Consider the following 17,845-nt stretch of genomic DNA (forward strand, 5'->3'; position numbering starts at 1 on the left):
GTCGCGGTGCCCGCCGGTTCTGTCATTGCTGCCTTTCAGGTGGCGATGACGGTCAGGCGCGCAGGCCCGGCCTGCCGGGCGACAGGGCGGCGACCACCTCTGGCGGCAGGGTCGGGGTGGTCTGGGCCACCAGTTCCGCCGCCAGTTGTGACAGCGCAGGCGCGGTCTGAATCCCATAGCCGCCCTGTCCGGCCAGCCAGAAAAACCCCGTCTTTTCGGGGTCAAAACCCACAACCGGCGTGCGATCCGCGACAAAGCTGCGCATCCCGGCCCAACTATGTTCAACCCGCGTCACCTCGACCGAGACGGCCTGCTGAAAGCGGTCGATACCTTCGGCCAGAACCATGTCATCGGCCCAGACATCATGGGGGTCGACCTCGTCTTCTTCCGCGGCTGAAATCATCAGCTTGCCAGCGTCGGGCTTGGCATAGAACCGCTCGGATGCGCTGGTGAACATCGGCCAATCGGTAATATCATACCCTTCCGGCGCGGGGATCAGACAGGCGGTGCGGCGCAGCGGGCGCAACCCGACGGGGGCCACACCGGCCATCGCCGCCAGCTTGTCGGCCCAACCGCCAGCCGCGTTCACCACCACGGGCGCGGCATAATCCTGTCCGCTGGCGCGCACCTGCCACAGGCCGTCGCGCCAGAGGATGCTTTCAACGCGGGCGCCGGTTTCGACCTGTCCGCCGCGCTGGCGCAGCAGGCGGGCAAAGCCCTGCAACATGCGGTCCACGTCAATGTCCTGCGCATCGCGTTCCAGCGCGGCGGCGGCAATGCGGTCGCGGCGCAGGATGGGCACAATCGCCAGCGCCTCGTCCGGGGTCAGGCGCTCGATACCCTGACTGCCCTCAAGATAGCTTTCGAAATCGGCCATTTCGTCAGGGGCGGCGACGATCATCTCGCCTCGCGGGGTCAGCAGGGACTGGTCGCCGACGCCTTCGGGCTGTTCCAGAAAATCGACCGAGGCAAAGTTCAGCCGCCGCAGCACCGGGCCGCCGTAATTGCGCACGATCAGCGCCGCACTGCGCCCGGTGGAATGATAGCCAATGGCGCTTTCCCCCTCCAGCACGGTGACGCGGGCCTGCGCGGCCATGCGGGCAGCCGCGCTGATCCCGGCCATTCCGCCGCCGATCACCAGAATGTCACTGGTTTTCACAGCCCTTCCCCTTCATCTGCGCCGATCATCAGGTTCATCGACTGGACAGCCGCGCCCGAGGCGCCCTTGCCCAGATTGTCCAGCACCGCGACGACGGTCGCGCAGCCATTCTGCTGATCCCCATGGACCGAGATTTCCAGCATATTGCTGCCATTCAGCGCCGTCGGCACGATCCGCGCCCCGCCACTGCCGGGTTGGGCAACCCGCACGAAGCGCTGGCCGTCATAATGCGCCGACAGTGCCTCTTGCAGGGCGCCGAGGCGCCGCGGGCCGGTCAGGTGCAGCGGCACCTGAACCGCCATGCCCTGGGCGAAATTGCCAACCGAGGGGGCAAAGACGGGCCGGGTCGTCAGGCCGGAATAGCGCATGATTTCAGGCAGATGCTTATGAGACTGGGTCAGGCCATAGATGAAATGCGCCGGTGCGGTCCCGCTTTCATATTCCGCGATCAGATCCTTGCCGCCGCCGGTGTAGCCGCTGACGGCGTTGATCGAAACGGCCTCGCCCGGGGCGATCAGTCCGGCCGCGACAAGTGGCGCCAGAATGGCGATGGCCCCGGTGGCATAACAGCCGGGATTACTGACCCGGCGCGCATCAGCGATGCGCGATTTGGCCGTGGCGTCCAGCTCGGCAAAGCCGAACACCCAGTCGGGGTCGACCCGATGCGCGCTGGAGGCGTCGATGATCCGCACCGCCATCCCTTCGGCCAGCGCGGCGGCCTCGCGCGCGGCGGCGTCGGGCAGGCACAGAATGGCGATATCCGCAGCGGCAAAGGCCTCGCGCCGGGCGTCGGGGTCTTTGCGTCGGGCGGGATCGACCTGAATCAGCTCGATATCAGGACGGTTCATCACCCGGTCGCGGATTTGCAGCCCCGTGGTGCCAGCTTCGCCGTCGATGAAGAGCCTTGCCATGTCACATCCCCCTGTTGCGGTGTCCCGGCACAGTAACCCCCGCACCGGGCCGCGACAATCCGTCCCGGCGGGTCAGAATTGCTGGTATGATCTGACCAGCGCCTCTGACAGCAGGCTCCAGCCGTCGACGACGACGAAGAAGGCCAGTTTGAAGGGCAGCGAAACGATGGCGGGTGGGACCATCATCATCCCCATCGACATCAGCACAGCCGAGACCACAAGGTCGATGATCAGGAAGGGCAGCGCGACCAGAAAGCCGATCTCGAACGCGCGGGTGATTTCGGAGAGCATGAAAGCTGGCATCAGGACCGAAAGCGCGGGCGTTTCGGCAGGCGGGCGGCGCGTGACCTCTTGCAGGCCGGCAAGGGTGTCGGGGCTGGTGCGCGCCTCCATGAAGGCGCGGAAGGGGACGATGCCACGCTCAAACGCCTCGGGCAGGGCGATTTCGCCGCGCGACAGGGGCGCACCGGCCTGTGTCCAGGCCTCGGTCAGCACCGGGTCCATCACGAACCAGGTCAGGAACAGCGACAACGCGATGATCAGCATATTCGGGGGCGATTGCTGCAACCCCAGCGATTGACGCAGGATCGACAGCACGGTCACGATGAAGGGAAAACAGGTGACGGTCACCGCAATTGCAGGCACCAGCGACAACAGGGTCAACCCCGCAACCAGCAGGACCGCATTTTGCCCCACGCCGGATGCCAGCCCATCCAGTGCCGGAAGTTCCTGCGCGAATGCGGTGCCGGGCAGCAGGATCAGCGTCAACAGCAGCCGGATCACGTTGCCTCCGCCTGACCAATGACGCGGATCGCCAGCTTCCCGTCCGAGTCGTTGCGGATGATCTCGCCACGGGCGATGACGCGGTCACCGACGCACAGCTCGACCCCGTCACCGATTTCCTGGGCCAGTGGCAGGATCTCGTTCGCACCAAGGGCCGAGATTTCCCCGATGGTCAGGGTCACGGTTCCCAGCCGGATGGCCAGTTCGACCTGAATGTGGTCGGTTGCGATCATGTGGTTGATATCGTTCATTCCATATCCTCGGTCAAAGTGGCCACAAGGGTTTTCATCGATTCGATGACCGCCGCGGTATCAAAGCTGACGCGGCCGCCGGGCAGGCGGATTTCGGCCATCAGGCTGTCGGATGGCGTAATTTCGATCAGGCCATTTCCACCCGCGGCATCCAGCCACCGCGCGGTTTCAGGGTCGCAGCGGATGGTCAGACCGCCCGGCGAGGTCTGCCGTGCCAGTTGCGACAATTCGGCGGTCAGCACCTGTGCCAGCCTGTCGGCCATGTGGCTGCTGACGCATTGGTCGATAATGGCGTTCAGCAGCGGCGCCAGGCTGCGGATCAGGTCGACCCGTGTCTGCGCGATTGCGGTCTGGGTGTCGGCCAGCTGGTCCGAGATCGCGCCAAGCTGATCCACGACCTGACCGTGCAGCCCCTCAAGCGCGGCCTGATGACCTTGGGCAAACCCCTCGGCCCGGGCATTTTGCAGGTCATCGCGGGTCAGGGCCGGCTGGGCCTCGCGCTGTGGACGAAAGGATTCGGCGCGGAAAGCGGTGATGGTCATTGCACGGCCTCCTTGTCGTCAAGCCAGCTTGCCAGCAGCTTCAGGCTTTCCTCGCGCCGTTCGCTCATCAGACCTTTCATCCGGGCGACCGGGTCGCTGTCATCGCCGCCCATGGCAAAACCATCCCCCATCGACAGCATCGGCATGTCATCGCTCTGATCGCCGGGGCTGAAAATATCCATCTCTGGCTCTGGTTCAGGTGCCTGTGGAAGCGTTTCATCCAGCGCGGCAGGCAGGGCAGGTGCGGCACGGGTCTTGGACGCCCCGCGCAGCAGCATGGCCGAAAGCGCGATCAGGAACAGCCCGACCAAAGCGATCTTGGCCAGCGTATTAAGGTCGAAAAGCGAGATCAGCCCGCTGGGTTCAGCCAGTGTCCCCTGTTGTGACAGCTCTGCGAAAGGCAGAGATTTGATGGTCAGCTGATCGCCACGCTGTTCGTCAAGGCCAACTGCCATGGCCGCCAGTTCGCGCATGACGGCCAGTTCGGTTTCAGGCCGGGAAACAATGTTGGTTTTGCCATCGGCGTCGGTCTGCGCGACACCGTTGACCAGCACCGCCACGGTCATGCGCCGGATGGCGCCGGGCTGGCGGGACACCTCGCGCGTCAGTTGGCTGACCTCGAAATTGTTGCGCTGCCGGGTGGCATTGCGCGACGAGCTGTTGCGATCCGCATCGGATTGTGGCCCCTCGGGCAGGTTCGACGCGGCGGTGACCGGGCCGGACAAAGCCGTGTCGCTTTGATCGGTGGTTTCCTCGACCTCCTGCGAGATCAGCGCCCGCGCTTCGGGGTCGACGCGGTGTTCGGTCACCTGTTCGGTTTCGGTTGCAATATCAAGACTCAGCTCGACAATCGCGTTTCCCGGTCCGACATGCGATTCCAGAATACGCTCGACATTGCGCTTGAGGTCCTGGCTGCGATTGCCGGCATCGGTATCGTTGGCGGGGCTGACCACGCCGTGATCGGTGTCGATGACCGTGACATTTTCGGGCGTCATGCCCGGCGCCGCCGAGGCCACAAGAAACCGCAAAGAATTTGCCTGTTCGGCGGAAACCGCAACGCCATTGGTCTGGATTGTCACCGACGCGCCCGAAGGGGCGTTGCGCCGGAACCCGCGCGCGTTCGAGGCCGCCAGATGCACCCGCGCCGTCTTGACATTGGGCATCGACAGGATGGTGCGCGCCAACTCGCCCTCTTTTGCGCGCCAATAGGCAGCGTCGAACATCTGCGAGGTGGTCCCGAACCCCGAAATGCCGTCAAGCAATTCGTATCCAGCGCCCCCCTGTGCCGGCAGGCCCTCGCCCGCCAGCGTCAGCCGCAAACGGTCGCGTTCGCGCGCGTCGACATAAATCGACTCGCCCCGCAGCTCGTATTTTGTGCCGCTGCGTTCGATGGCCTGAACCACCTCGCCGGCGCGGGCGGGGTCCAGACCCGAATACAGCAGCGCCATCTGCGTCCGCCCCGCCAGCCCGGCCAGCGCCAGAATCCCCAGAAAACTGACGATAAATGCAGCGGCCAGAATCATTCTTTGACGGTTGTTGCGGGCATCCCAATAGTCGCGCAGTTTTTGCAAAAGCTCTTCCTCCGAATCGCTCGGGTTCTCCGAATTTCTTTTTCATTGCACAGCGGTCGTTAAAACTTCGTTAGTGCGAAGGTGATATTTCCGATTCGAACGAACGGAGAATCACGATGGCCGAAACTGCCGAAACGAACGATACCGCCCCGCGGCGTGGCGCTGGTGTGCTGCTGCTGGCCGGGGTTACGGTGCTGGGGCTTTCCGCCGGGTTCGGAACCGGCTTCATGGGGATATGGTCCCCTTACAACCTTCTGAAAAAAGAAGATAAACAGGAACAGAAGGCCGATCTTCCGACATTCGTCGAATTGCCGGATATGGTGGTGTCGATTGCCGGTCCGAAGGTTCGCCAACTGTTTCTGAAGACGTCGCTGCAACTGGCGCCGGGTGATGCATCCGGGGTCGAATCACAAATTCCCCGTGTGGTTGACAGCTTCAATATGTTCCTGTCGGGCATCGACCCGCAGGCCTTCGACAAGCGCGGCATTCTGGAAATCATCCGCGCCGAACTTTTGACCCGCGCCCGCTTTGTGCTGGGGCAGAACCGGGTCACCGATATTCTTGTGACGGAGTTTCGCCTGCAATGACAATCGTGACGATCCTGCAAATCGCGCTGGTTCCGGCAATGCTTGTGCTGGCGGTTTATTGTGCCGTGCTTTCGCGGCGGGTGCGCAAGCTGAACAATCTGGAATCCGGTCTGGGTGCGGCCATTGCCGTAATGTCGCTCGAGGTTGATCGTCTGGACACATCGCTGCGCGCCGCGCGCGAGGCCGCGCAGACCCAGTCGGACCAGCTAGAACTCCAATTGCGGCGCGCACAGGCGATGTCGGCGCGTCTGGACCGTCTGGCTGATGCCGCGACGCCACACCGCCTGCGCCGCCGCCGCCCTGAGGCGGAGGCCGTCAATGCGTAAACCCCTTCTTGCCGGGTTCGGCCTGATTTTCGCCGCCGCAGGCGTCGTTCAGATGGCGATTTTGCTGGGTGATCGCGTCGGTTTCGCGGCCTTTGCCGATGCGCCGGATTTTCTGACCGGCTGCCGGGATGTCCCCGAAGCCATCGCGCTGATCGAGGAATACGCCGCGCGGGAAAAACAGATGCAGCGTTATCTTCAGGCGCTTGACCGGCAAGAGGCCGACATCCGCGCCGCGCAGGACAGCCTGACCGCGACCCTTGCCCGCCTGAAAGCGCAGGACAGCGGGACGCGCCGGGTCACGGATGGCGAAAACAAGAAGGTGGCCGAGGATATCGGACGAATGGTCAGCGTGTTCGATGCCATGAAACCGGCTCAGGCCGCGCAGGTGCTGACCAACCTTCCTGCCGATTTCGCGGCCGAGATCGTGATGCGCCTGCGCCCCGAAAACAGTGCCAAAGTCATTGCCGCGATTGAGCCGCGGCAGGCTGCGGTTCTGACAACCCATATGGGTGCGCGGCACCTGGTCAAGAAATAAGGAGACGCAGATGTTCGGACTTGTCGGAATCGTGCTGACCGTCGCCATGGTCTTTGGCGGCTATATTCTGGCGGGCGGGAAGCTGGCCGTCATCCTGCACTCGCTGCCGTTTGAAATGATGATGATCGGCGGCGCCGCGGTGGGCTCGTTCCTGTTGTCGAATGAATTGGCGGTGCTGAAGGAAACCCCCAAGGGCCTGATCCGCAGCTTCAAGGGCCCGCAGTGGAGCAAATCCCATCACGAACAGGTTCTGTCGCTGTTGTTTCAGCTGTTGCGTCTGGCGCGGGCCAACCCGGTCGAGCTGGAAGAACATGTTGAAAACCCGACGGAATCTGAAATCTTCAAGCAATATCCCCAGATTCTGGCCGATGAACATGCGGTTTCGCTGATCACCGATACGTTGCGCTCAGCCAGCCTGAATTACGACGACCCTTATCAGGTCGAGGACATGCTGGCCCGGCGCATCGCCGCCATGCGCGAAGAGGCGATGCATGTGCCCCACGCGCTGCAATCCATGGCTGACGCCCTGCCCGCGCTGGGTATCGTGGCGGCGGTTCTGGGCGTCATCAAGACCATGAGCGCAATTGACCAGCCGCCCGAGGTTCTGGGCAAAATGATCGGTGGCGCACTTGTCGGCACGTTTCTTGGGGTGTTTCTGGCCTATGGGTTTGTCGCGCCGTTGGCGCAGCGGCTATCGGCGGTCAAACGTCAGGACATGGCATTTTACGATGTGATCAAGGCGGTGCTTGTCGCTGGTTTGCATCAACATGCCACGAACCTGTGTATCGAGGTCGGCCGGCAGGCCTCGCCCGACCATGTCCGCCCCAGCTTTGTTTCCGTCGAAGAGGCGCTGCGCGCCGTCAAGAAGGCTGCCTGATGTCTGTCGTTTCCGCCTGGCTTGTCGCCGCAACCCTCTCCGCCCCTGTCAGCCTTGACCAATGGCGCGCTGACATGACGGCCCATCTTCTGGATGGCGGTCGCCTGCCCCCGGACTATCGCCATGTGCTGATGACCATGCCCCCGGCGCAGCGCTTTCAGGCCATCGTCTATCTGCGGCGGTCAGGGCTGCTGACCGGGGCAGCATGGGCGATTGAGGATCTTTTGCAGCCGGCAAACGGGGGCAGCCATGAAGAATGACATCTCGCCATCCGCCTTCCGCTCGCTGGCGATGACGGGGGTTCTGGTCGCCATCGTTTTGTCGATGGTGATCCCGATCCCGGCCTCGGTTCTGGATGTCGGTATTGCGATCTCAATCGCCTTTGCGACATTGGTTCTGGTCATGGCCGCGCTGGTTGAAAAGCCAACAGATTTTCAGGCGTTCCCGGTTGTGTTGCTGGTCTCGCTGCTGATCCGCCTGTCGCTGAACGTGTCCTCAACACGGCTGATTCTGACGCAGGGGCATACCGGCAAAGACGCCGCGGGCGAGGTGATCTCGGGCTTTGCGGCCTTTGTTGCCGGCGGGTCGCTGATGGTGGGGCTGACGGTGTTCGGCGTGATTACTGTGGTAAATTTCATGGTCATCACCAAGGGTTCGGGCCGTATGGCCGAGGTGTCGGCACGCTTTGCGCTCGACTCCTTGCCGGGCAAGCAACTGTCCATCGACGCCGATCTCAGCGCCGGGTCCATCACCCATGACGAGGCCAAGCTGCGCCGGGAGAGTGAGCAGAAAGAAATCAGCTTTTTCGGCTCGCTCGACGGTGCATCGAAATTCGTGAAGGGGGATGCGATTGCCGGTCTGGTGATCACGCTGATCAACCTGCTTGTTGGCCTGTCGGTCGGCATTATCGGTCACGGAATGCCCGTCGGTGAGGCCGCTGCGACGTTTTCGCACCTGACCATTGGGGATGGTCTGGTCAGCCAGATCCCGTCGCTGATCACCTCGATGGCGGCGGCGCTGCTGTTGTCGCGTGGTGGCACCACGGATAACACGACCGACCTTCTGACCGGGCAGTTCCTGCAAAGCTGGCAGGCCCCCGCGATTGTTTCCGGCGCCATGGCTGTTTTGTCCGTCGTTCCGGGAATGCCGACGCTGATCTTTCTGGCTTTTGCGGCGGGTTTCGGGGCTATGGCGTGGCGACTGCGGGCTGGCCAGAAAACCACGACTGAGGTGCAGGACAGCACGCCCGAACCTGTGGCGCCGCAACGCAACGAACTGGCCGAGGCGCTGGACACGGACGAGCTGAGCGTCGAGATCGCGTCCGACATGATCCCCGCCGCGATGGACGAGGCCCGCGGTCTGTCCGCGCGTATCACCAGCCTTCGCATGTTCATCGCCCGGCGATACGGGGTGATCCTTCCCGACATTCGGATCACCGACGGCACCGGATTCACGGATGGCCATTATGTCATTCGTGTTAATGGGGTGGTGCGCGGCAAGGGGCAGGTCAGCATCCACAGGCTTTGCGCGCTTGGCGCGCCTGAGGTTCTGGACCGGCTTCAGGGTGAACGCGGCACCGAACCCGTTTACAACAGTCCCGCGTGCTGGATCATGCCTGAAAATCAGGAACAGGCCATGACCGTCGGTGCCACGGTGGTAAAACCCATCGAGGTCCTGTCCACCCACCTGATGGAAATCGCCAAGGCGCACCTGCCTGACTTTATCAACCAATCCGCGTTGATGCGGCTGATCGAAGAACTGAAGACGGTGCCTGACGCCAAGCGCGCCGATCGCCACAAACGGTATTTCGAGGCGATGATCCCCGACAAGGTCAGCCCCGAAACCCTGTTGGCCGTGCTGCGCGCGCTGCTGGAGGAGCAGGTCTCGATCCGCAACCTGCCGCTGATCGTGGACACCCTGGCCGAGTTTCGGCAGCTGGATCAACTGGACGTTCTGGTCGAGATTACCCGCAAACGCCTGCGCGGACAGATCACCCAGCAATTCATGGACCCGGATGGGCGCCTGAATGTCGTCCATCTGCATCCTGCCTGGGAAAGCAAGATGGTGCGCGCCGAGGCCGATGTCGGTTCAGGCGGCGCGCTGACACCCGATCTGGGGGGCGAACTGGCGCAGGCTGTGCGCCGCAGCCTCAGCACGGGCACTGCCGCGACGGCCGAGGCGGTTCTGGCCGTGCCCGATCATCGCCGGCGCAGCATCCGCGCCATGCTGGCAGCCCATGGCGTATCAGTCCCCGTTCTGGGGATGGAGGAAATCGACCCATCGACCACCCTTGAACTGGTGGGTTCGGTCGAGGCGGCATGATGGATTGGTCAACCCTGACCTTGCTGACCGGACCTGCGGGCGAATCGCTTGCGGCGCTGGTCCCCGTGCATCTGCGGCTGCTGGGCTTTTTCCTGACTTTGCCGGCTTTGGGGGAACGCATCCTGACGCCCCGTATCAAGGTCTCGCTGGCCTTGTTGATGACGCCGCTGGTGCATGATGTGCTGCCTGCGGCAGAAGGGACAATTGCCTTGGGGGCGCTGCTTGCCAATCTGATGATCGGGCTGGCCTGCGGGATGTTGGTTCGGCTGCTTGCACTGGCGCTGGACATGGCGACAGCGGCAATTGCGGCGACGGCCTCGCTGTCGCAGATCCTTGGCGCGGTGAACGAGGCTTCGCCGCATCCGATTGGCAACCACCTGCATCTGGCCGGTCTGGCCCTGCTGATGGCGCTTGGGTTTCCGCTTCTGGCCACGGATCTGGTGCTGCGCAGCTTTGAATTGTGGCCTGTCAACGGCTGGCCGTCGGTGCGCGACCTGTCCGAACATGCCGCCTATGTCGTTTCCGGCAGCTTTCAACTGGCGATGCTGATGGCGGCACCGTTCATTCTGGGGGGCTTTTTGTATCAGGCACTTGCGGGTGTGGTGTCCAAGACCATGCCCCAGCTGCCGATTGCGCTGATCGGGGCGCCCGCCTCGATCCTGCTGGCCTTGGTGGCATTGGCGGTGCTGTCGCCCCTGATCCTGCAAAGCTGGGCGGCGGCGGTTTTCGATTTCGGGTTCCCGTAATGTCAGAAGAAAGTGACGACAAGCAATTCGACCCGACCGAGCAGCGACTGCGCAAGGCGCGCGAGGATGGCGACATCCCCCGCTCGATCGAGGTTAATGCGGCACTGTCATATCTTGGCTTTGCGCTTTCATTGCTGGTTCTGCTGCCGGTTCTTTTGCGGGCATGGGTGCCCATGGCGGCGCGGGCACTGGGCGATGGTGACTGGCCGCGGGCCGGGTTCGGGGGGCTTGCGGCATCGGTTGGGGGCTATGCGGCGCTGGCGGTGATGGGGGTGGTCACCATCCCTGCCGTTGTCGTGCTGGTCGGCGTGGTTGCGCAGCGGGGATTTGTGGTTTCCGGCAAGAAGATCAAGCCGGATCTTAACAAGATTAACCCGGTCAAGAACGCCAAGCAGAAATTCGGCAAATCCGGCCTGACCACTTTCGCCATATCGGCCGGCAAGGCCATGATGGTTGGCGTCGGCGGCTGGTTTTTATTCGCGGCGATGCTGCCCTTGCTGGCCGATGCCGGGCTGATGCGTGACCGCCAGTGGACGGCGGCGCTGGGGCTGTTGCTGGGGCGGGTTCTGGCGCTGGCCGTGGCAATTTCAGTGGTCTTCGGGCTGTTGGATTTTCTGGCAAAATGGTATCAGCACCGCCAGAAATTGCGGATGAGCCTGAAGGAAATGCGTGACGAGCATAAGGAATCCGAGGGCGACCCGATGATGAAATCGCATCGCCGTCAAAAAGCCGTCGACATCGCCACCAACAAGATGCTTGAGGATGTGCACAAGGCCGATGTGATCATCGTCAACCCCACCCATTATGCCGTCGCACTGGAATGGAAACGCGGCAGCGGGCGCGCGCCGGTCTGTCTGGCCAAGGGGGTCGACGAAATCGCTGCCCGCATCCGCGAGCGCGCGACCGAACATAACGTGCCGATCTGGTCCGACCCGCCTTGCGCGCGTGCCATTCACGCCAGCGTCGAGATCGGGCAAGAGATTCAGCCAGACCAGTTCCGCGCTGTCGCCGCCGCTATCCGCTTTGCCGAGGCCATGCGAGAGAAGGCGCGGAAAGGATGGTAAAAAAGGCCGACAAGCTGGATGAACTGGCCCGTGTTGCCAACCTGAAGGCCGAACAGGAATTGCGGAAATACGCGGCTTTTCGGGCCAATATGCAGGCGCTGCACCAGCGTCTGGACGGCCTTGGCCAGCAGATCGGCGCGGTTCATGCACAGCCCGCGCCCCAAAATGTCGCCCAATTGCGGGCTGCGGCGGATCAGGCCCATCGTCTGACCCAAAGCCTGTTGCGCGCCGAGGCGGAGCTGGCGCAACTGCAACCCCGTTTCGACGCCATGCGCCAGCAAGCCGCATCTGCCTGGGGCCGGGTCGAGGTGCTGCGCAAACTGGCGGATCAGACCCGTGCGCAGGCCCGCGCCGCGCGGCAACAAAAGGCAAGGGGGTTGGACAGTGGGTAAACGACCTGCTAACGCTGTGGCATCACGACGCATGAGGGACGACATGCTGCACCAGCCCGCACCGATGCAACAGGCACAGGACAGCCGCAAAATCTGGACCGCCGAGGAAGCGCGGGCCATTTTCGACCTGCCATTCATGGACCTGCTGTATCGTGCGCAGACGGTTCACCGGCAGCATTTCGACCCCAATCGCCTGCAAATGAGCCGCCTTTTGTCGATCAAGACCGGTGGCTGCCCCGAAGATTGCAGCTATTGCAGCCAGTCGTCACGCCATGGATCGGGGCTGTCGGCCTCGAAACTGATCGAGGTTCAGCGCGTCATCTCCGAGGCCCGCAAGGCACGGGACGCCGGTGCCACGCGCTATTGCATGGGCGCGGCCTGGCGCAGCCCCAAGGAACGCGACATGGCGCAGGTGATCGCCATGGTCGAGGGCGTCAAGGCGCTGGGGATGGAAACCTGCATGACGCTGGGGATGCTGGACAAGGATCAGGCGAGGCGGCTGAAAGATGCCGGGCTTGATTATTACAACCACAATATCGACACCTCGGAATCGCATTACAGCAATGTGATCACAACCCGCAGCTTTGCCGACCGGCTGGAAACGCTGGCCAATGTCCGTGACAGCGGCATCAAGGTGTGCTCGGGCGGGATCTTGGGGCTGGGCGAGGGGCAGCAGGACCGCGTCGACATGCTGGTGACACTGGCCAACCTGCCCGAACCGCCGGATTCAGTGCCGATCAACATGCTGATCCCGATTGAAGGCACGCCGCTGGCGGATGCCGAACCCGTTGATCCGATTGACTTTGTGCGCACCATCGCCACCGCCCGCATTATGATGCCCACCAGCCATGTGCGGCTGTCGGCTGGCCGCACCGAAATGTCGGACGAAATGCAGGCTATGTGCTTTTTCGCCGGGGCGAACTCGATCTTCGTGGGTGATACGCTGCTGACGGCGGATAACCCCGAGGAGGACGTGGACAGCCAGCTGATGGCGCGTCTGGGGATGCAACCCATGGTCGCGCACGAGCATCTGCCCGAGGATTACGACGAACGCGCCGCGCATCGCGAGGCACTGTTGCAGGCCGATCCCGCCATCCCGATCCTGCGTTAAGACGGCCCCTGCGCCGCCCGTTTCGCGCCCCGAACCCAGCCGGAAAGCGACCGGTCGGGACGCTGATCTGTCCAAGTTCCGGGGCCGAAACCCATGTTTGACCAAGCCGAACGCCTGACCCCGTTCCGCGATCAACTGTCTGTTCTGCAAGGGGAATCCCGCCTGCGCAGCCTGATCGGACGGGATGGGGTCGATTTTGCCTCAAACGATTATCTGGGGCTTGCGGGGGCGCCGCGACTGGCGCAGGCGGTGCGCGCGGCGCTGGACGCGGGGGTTCCGGTCGGGGCCGCCGGGTCGCGCCTGCTGCGCGGCAATGCCGACCTGCACGAGCGTCTGGAAGCCGAAGCCGCCGATTTCTTCGGCGCCGGGGCCGCGCTGGGCTTTGGGGGCGGCTATGTCGCCAATGTCGCCTTTCTGTCCACGGTGCCGCAGCGTGGTGATTTGATCCTGATGGACGCGCTTAGCCATGCCAGCACGCATGAGGGGGCGCGGGCCGGGCGGGCGGATGTGGCGCGTTTCGCGCATGGCGATCCGCAGGCCGCGCAGGATGTGATCACAAAATGGCGGGCCGGGGGTGGCAAGGGCGCGGTCTGGATCTGTGTTGAAAGCCTTTACAGCATGGATGGCGACCGCGCGCCGCTGGACGACCTGGCGGCAATCGCGGATCGCGAGGGGTTTCTGGTGGTGGACGAGGCCCATGCCACCGGCGTTTTCGGCCCCAATGGGCGCGGCCTGTCTCACCATCTTGAGGGGCGTGAAAATGTGATCACGCTGCACACTTTGGGCAAGGCACTTGGCGGTCAGGGTGCGCTGATCTGTGGGGCGCGCGTGTTTCGCGACTTTATGATCAACCGCGCGCGGCCGTTCATTTTTGCCACCGCGCCGTCGCCCCTGATGGCCGCCGCCGGGGTCGAGGCGCTGGCGATCCTGCGCGATCAGCCCGGTTTGCAGGCGCAGCTGGCCGCGCTGGTGGGGCTGTTCGAGGCCGAATTGCGCCGCCGCCTGCCGCAACTGGCGGTCAGCGGCAGCCAGATTCAGCCGCTGATCGTCGGCCAGAACGCGCCCACCATGGCGCTGGCGGCGGGCTTGCAGGCGCGTGGCTTTGACATTCGCGGCGTTCGCCCGCCCACCGTCCCGCAGGGGCAGGCGCGGCTGCGTGTTTCCCTGACCCTGAATGTGTCGGCTGCCGATATTGTGGCGCTGGCCGACGCGCTGGAGGAGCTATGGCCAGATTTGTGATCACAGGCACCGGGACCGAAATTGGCAAGACGGTTTTCGCCGCCGGGCTGACCGGGCTGCTGAAAGCCGATTACTGGAAACCGGTGCAATCGGGGCTGAATGACACCACCGACCCCCCGCGTGAGGGGCTGCCGCGCCCCGGCACCGACGCCCATCGTGTCGCGCTGCTGACGGGCGCGCGGATCTGGCCATCGACCTATGTGCTGAATGAACCGCTGTCGCCGCATCGCGCCGCTGAAATTGACGGCGTGACCATCGACCCCGACCGCCTGACCCCGCCAGACGCCGACCGGCTGGTGATCGAGGGGGCGGGCGGTGTGCTGGTGCCGGTCACGCGGCAGGTGCTTTTTGCCGATCTGTTCGCGCGCTGGGACCTGCCGGTCGTGCTGTGCGCGACCACCGGTCTGGGGACCATCAGCCACACGGTGTCGGCTGTGGAATCGCTGGAAAAACGGGGGGTTAACCTGCACGGGATCGCATTCATCGGAGAGGATAACCCCGACAACATCCGCACCATTGCCGAACTGACCGGCGCGCGGGTTCTGGGCCGCCTGCCGCTGTTGTCGCAGGTTACGCCCGAACGTCTGCGCAGCGCGATGGCCGCGCATTTCAACCTTGGGGATTTCACATGACCGCCGTCTGGTACCCGTTCACCCAGCACGCCACCGAACCGCAGCCGCCTGTGATCACAAAAACCGAGGGCGCCTATCTGCACAGCGCGGACGGGCGCCGCATTCTGGATGCGGTGTCCAGTTGGTGGGTGGTGACGCATGGTCACCGTTACGCGCCGATCATGGCGGCCATTCGCGACACGGCGGAAACGCTGGACCAGATCATTTTCGCCGGTATGACGCATGAACCGGCGGAACAACTGGCGCAGGGGCTGGTCGCGCTGGCCCCGCATGGGCTGGAGCACGTGTTCTTCAGCGACAGCGGATCAACGGCGGTCGAGGTGGCGCTGAAAATGGCGCTGGGGTTCTGGCATCATCAGGGTGCCGCGCGCAGCCGGATCGTGGTGATGGAACACAGCTATCACGGCGACACCATCGGCACCATGAGCGTGGGTGCGCGCGGCGTGTTCAACGCGGCCTATCACCCGCTGATGTTCGGGGTCGACGCGATTCCGCTGCCGCAGGGCGATGGCCAGAATACGCTGGACGCGTTCGAGGTGCTGTGCCGCAGGGGCGATATTGCGGCGCTGATCGTCGAGCCGCTGATCCTTGGTGCGGGCGGGATGCTGATGTATGGGCCGCAGGTGCTGCGTGCCCTGCGCGAAATCTGTGACCGCCACGGTGTGCTGTTGATCGCGGACGAGGTGATGACCGGCTGGGGCCGCACCGGGCGGTTATGGGCCTGTGATCACGCCGGGGTGTCGCCGGATATTTTGTGCACTTCCAAGGGCCTGACCGGCGGCGCGGTGCCGCTGGCGGCGACGCTGGCATCGCGCCCGGTTTTCGATGCGCATTATTCCACCGACCGCGCCAGGACGTTTTTCCATTCCTCAAGCTATACCGCGAACCCGATCGCCTGCGCCGCCGCGCTGGCCAATCTGGGGGTCTGGCGGGACGAGCCGGTTCAGGACCGCATCGACAATCTGGTCGCGATGCAGGCCGAACGGCTGGCGGTGCTGGCCACTGACCCGCGGTTCGAAAACCCGCGCCAGACCGGCACCATTACCGCCATTGACCTGCGGGTCGGGGAGGAGGCTGGCTATCTGGCCGAGGACGGGCCGCGCCTGAAGGCGCATTTCCTGTCGCGCGACCTGCTGATCCGGCCCCTGGGCAGCACCATTTACCTGATGCCGCCCTATTGCGTGACCGGCGATGACCTTGACCGCTGTTATCAGGCCATCACCGATTATCGCCCGGCCTAAAGCCCCATCGAGCGATAGCTGGCGGCAATGCGCCGGATCGCCACGATATAGGCCGCCGTGCGCAGGTCGTTGACGCGGCTGTCATTGTCAGCGACCTCCATCATCTGCTGGAAAGCGGTGCGCATCGTGTCGTCCAGACCCGATCGCACCAGCTCCAGCTCGTCTGCGCCGCGCAGGTATTTCTGCTTGAAATTATCCGACAGCGTCCAGCCAAGGTTGCGGTCGGCGGACAGCCGTTCCAGTTCCTGCACCAGCAGGTTGTGACGGGCCTCTTCCTGACGGCGTTCCATCCGGCCAAAGCTGATATGCGACAGGTTCTTGACCCATTCGAAATAGGACACTGTCACGCCGCCGGCATTGGCATACATATCGGGGATGATGACCACACCGCGCTCGCGCAGCTTGTCATCGGCCTCCGAGGTGATCGGCCCGTTCGCGGCCTCGATGATCAGCCGGGCCTTGATGGCATCGGCGTTATCGGCGTGGATCACCCCTTCGATCGCGGCGGGGATCAGGATGTCGCATTCGGTGGTCAGGGCATCCGCGCCATGCGGCACATACGTGCCACCGGCAAAGTCACGCACCCCGCCGGTTTCGCGCAGATGCAGCGCCAGCGACGGAATGTCGAGGCCGCTTTCAGACACGATGGCACCATCGCGTTCGATCACCGCGGTGATTTTGGCGCCGTCTTCCTGTGACAGGAACAGCGCCGCGTGATAGCCCACATTGCCAAGGCCCTGAATGACGATGCGCTTGCCGTCCAGCGTGCCGTCCAGACCGGCGCGTTTGATCAGCTGGGGGTGGCGGAAGGCCTCGCGCAGGGCGTATTGCACACCGCGCCCGGTTGCCTCGACCCGGCCGGCGATGCCGCCAAATGACAGCGGCTTGCCGGTCACACAGGCGCGCGCGTCAATATCATCCGGGTGCAGCCGCTTATAGGCATCGGCCATCCACGCCATTTCACGCTCGCCCGTGCCCATATCGGGGGCGGGCACGTTTTGCGATGGCGAGATCAGGTTGCGGCGCGACAGCTCATAGGTAAAGCGCCGGGTGATCCGCTCCAGCTCGTCCTCGTCCCATTCGCGGGGGTTGATGCGCAGCCCGCCCTTGGACCCGCCAAAAGGCAGCTCCACCAGCGCGCATTTATAGGTCATCAGGGCGGCCAGCGCCTCGACCTCGTCCTGGTTGACGCTGGGGGCATAGCGGATGCCGCCCTTGACCGGTTCGTTATGTTCCGAATGGACCGAGCGATAGCCGGTAAAGGTGTGGATCGCCCCGCGCAACCGCACCCCGAAGCGCACGGTATAGGTGGCGTTGCAGACGCGGATCTTTTCCTCAAGCCCGGGGTCCAGATCCATCAGGCTGGCGGCGTGGCTGAACATCCGGTCGACAGAGGCGCGGAAGGAATTTTGCAGGTCAGACATGGATTAACCCTGTTTTCAAGACACTGCCCTGACGTTCGCGCCGCTGCGTCACCGAGGCAAGCCGAAAACCGCCAGCCGGACACGGTAATCGGATAACGTTCTTGAAAGACTGTGACAGTTTCTTAGCATTTG

20 protein-coding genes are annotated in these 17,845 nt (G+C 63.7%); 13 read left to right on the forward strand and 7 right to left on the reverse strand.

Features of this window, described 5'->3' with window-relative positions; translation table 11 throughout:
- Positions 1-52: 52 nt before the first annotated feature.
- The 6 genes from ACFXP9_RS09355 to fliF form a co-directional block, all read right to left on the reverse strand.
- Positions 53-1,159, reverse strand: coding sequence for an NAD(P)/FAD-dependent oxidoreductase (locus tag ACFXP9_RS09355; RefSeq protein ID WP_397208552.1), 1,107 nt, complete (start codon positions 1,157-1,159; stop codon positions 53-55).
- Positions 1,156-2,070 (reverse strand): N-acetyl-gamma-glutamyl-phosphate reductase, encoded by a 915-nt coding sequence (argC, locus tag ACFXP9_RS09360; protein ID WP_397208551.1) that lies wholly within the window; start codon positions 2,068-2,070, stop codon positions 1,156-1,158. Before argC ends, ACFXP9_RS09355 begins: the two co-directional genes overlap by 4 nt.
- Before the next feature lie 72 nt (positions 2,071-2,142).
- On the reverse strand, positions 2,143-2,850 hold the full coding sequence (gene fliP, locus ACFXP9_RS09365; RefSeq protein ID WP_397208667.1) for a flagellar type III secretion system pore protein FliP: 708 nt from the start codon (positions 2,848-2,850) through the stop codon (positions 2,143-2,145).
- A complete protein-coding gene (locus ACFXP9_RS09370) occupies positions 2,850-3,104 on the reverse strand; it encodes a FliM/FliN family flagellar motor switch protein (protein WP_397208550.1) in 255 nt (84 codons plus the stop codon). Before ACFXP9_RS09370 ends, fliP begins: the two co-directional genes overlap by 1 nt.
- Positions 3,101-3,646, reverse strand: coding sequence for a hypothetical protein (locus tag ACFXP9_RS09375; protein WP_397208549.1), 546 nt, complete (start codon positions 3,644-3,646; stop codon positions 3,101-3,103). Before ACFXP9_RS09375 ends, ACFXP9_RS09370 begins: the two co-directional genes overlap by 4 nt.
- On the reverse strand, positions 3,643-5,217 hold the full coding sequence (fliF, locus tag ACFXP9_RS09380) for a flagellar basal-body MS-ring/collar protein FliF (protein ID WP_397208548.1): 1,575 nt from the start codon (positions 5,215-5,217) through the stop codon (positions 3,643-3,645). Before fliF ends, ACFXP9_RS09375 begins: the two co-directional genes overlap by 4 nt.
- A 116-nt stretch (positions 5,218-5,333) precedes the next feature.
- Between fliF and ACFXP9_RS09385 the strand changes: the two genes are divergently transcribed.
- From ACFXP9_RS09385 to ACFXP9_RS09445, 13 genes are all read left to right on the forward strand, one after another.
- Positions 5,334-5,804, forward strand: a complete 471-nt coding sequence (locus tag ACFXP9_RS09385; protein WP_397208547.1) for a flagellar basal body-associated FliL family protein — start codon at positions 5,334-5,336, stop codon at positions 5,802-5,804.
- On the forward strand, positions 5,801-6,130 hold the full coding sequence (locus ACFXP9_RS09390; RefSeq protein WP_397208546.1) for a hypothetical protein: 330 nt from the start codon (positions 5,801-5,803) through the stop codon (positions 6,128-6,130). The genes ACFXP9_RS09385 and ACFXP9_RS09390 overlap by 4 nt, the downstream gene beginning before the upstream one ends.
- A complete protein-coding gene (locus ACFXP9_RS09395) occupies positions 6,123-6,665 on the forward strand; it encodes a MotE family protein (protein ID WP_397208545.1) in 543 nt (180 codons plus the stop codon). The genes ACFXP9_RS09390 and ACFXP9_RS09395 overlap by 8 nt, the downstream gene beginning before the upstream one ends.
- Before the next feature lie 10 nt (positions 6,666-6,675).
- Positions 6,676-7,542 carry a flagellar motor stator protein MotA gene (gene motA, locus ACFXP9_RS09400; RefSeq protein ID WP_397208544.1) on the forward strand — a complete coding sequence of 289 codons (867 nt, stop codon included), beginning with the start codon at positions 6,676-6,678 and terminating at the stop codon, positions 7,540-7,542.
- The gene (locus tag ACFXP9_RS09405) at positions 7,542-7,802 is read left to right on the forward strand and encodes a hypothetical protein (protein ID WP_397208543.1); all 261 of its coding nucleotides are present in this window, start codon (positions 7,542-7,544) and stop codon (positions 7,800-7,802) included. Before motA ends, ACFXP9_RS09405 begins: the two co-directional genes overlap by 1 nt.
- Positions 7,792-9,864, forward strand: a complete 2,073-nt coding sequence (locus tag ACFXP9_RS09410; RefSeq protein WP_397208542.1) for a flagellar biosynthesis protein FlhA — start codon at positions 7,792-7,794, stop codon at positions 9,862-9,864. Before ACFXP9_RS09405 ends, ACFXP9_RS09410 begins: the two co-directional genes overlap by 11 nt.
- Positions 9,864-10,610, forward strand: a complete 747-nt coding sequence (locus tag ACFXP9_RS09415; protein ID WP_397208541.1) for a flagellar biosynthetic protein FliR — start codon at positions 9,864-9,866, stop codon at positions 10,608-10,610. The genes ACFXP9_RS09410 and ACFXP9_RS09415 overlap by 1 nt, the downstream gene beginning before the upstream one ends.
- On the forward strand, positions 10,610-11,674 hold the full coding sequence (gene flhB / locus ACFXP9_RS09420) for a flagellar type III secretion system protein FlhB (protein ID WP_397208540.1): 1,065 nt from the start codon (positions 10,610-10,612) through the stop codon (positions 11,672-11,674). The genes ACFXP9_RS09415 and flhB overlap by 1 nt, the downstream gene beginning before the upstream one ends.
- Positions 11,668-12,066 carry a hypothetical protein gene (locus ACFXP9_RS09425; protein WP_397208539.1) on the forward strand — a complete coding sequence of 133 codons (399 nt, stop codon included), beginning with the start codon at positions 11,668-11,670 and terminating at the stop codon, positions 12,064-12,066. Before flhB ends, ACFXP9_RS09425 begins: the two co-directional genes overlap by 7 nt.
- Positions 12,067-12,109: 43 nt before the next feature.
- The gene (gene bioB, locus ACFXP9_RS09430; RefSeq protein WP_397208538.1) at positions 12,110-13,177 is read left to right on the forward strand and encodes a biotin synthase BioB; all 1,068 of its coding nucleotides are present in this window, start codon (positions 12,110-12,112) and stop codon (positions 13,175-13,177) included.
- A 93-nt stretch (positions 13,178-13,270) separates the two neighbouring features.
- Complete coding sequence (locus tag ACFXP9_RS09435; protein WP_397208537.1) at positions 13,271-14,416, forward strand: 8-amino-7-oxononanoate synthase; 1,146 nt, start codon at positions 13,271-13,273, stop codon at positions 14,414-14,416.
- Entirely contained in the window at positions 14,401-15,048 is a 648-nt protein-coding gene (gene bioD / locus ACFXP9_RS09440; protein ID WP_397208536.1) for a dethiobiotin synthase, read from the forward strand. The genes ACFXP9_RS09435 and bioD overlap by 16 nt, the downstream gene beginning before the upstream one ends.
- Positions 15,045-16,289 (forward strand): adenosylmethionine--8-amino-7-oxononanoate transaminase, encoded by a 1,245-nt coding sequence (locus ACFXP9_RS09445; RefSeq protein WP_397208535.1) that lies wholly within the window; start codon positions 15,045-15,047, stop codon positions 16,287-16,289. Before bioD ends, ACFXP9_RS09445 begins: the two co-directional genes overlap by 4 nt.
- On the opposite strand, the gene ACFXP9_RS09450 is transcribed toward ACFXP9_RS09445, so the two are convergent.
- A complete protein-coding gene (locus tag ACFXP9_RS09450; protein ID WP_397208534.1) occupies positions 16,286-17,713 on the reverse strand; it encodes a Glu/Leu/Phe/Val family dehydrogenase in 1,428 nt (475 codons plus the stop codon). The two genes, ACFXP9_RS09445 and ACFXP9_RS09450, sit on opposite strands and share 4 nt — an antisense overlap.
- Positions 17,714-17,845 lie beyond the last annotated feature (132 nt).

Source organism: Paracoccus jiaweipingae (assembly GCF_044335505.1).
In the GTDB taxonomy this organism is placed as follows: Bacteria; Pseudomonadota; Alphaproteobacteria; order Rhodobacterales; family Rhodobacteraceae; genus Paracoccus.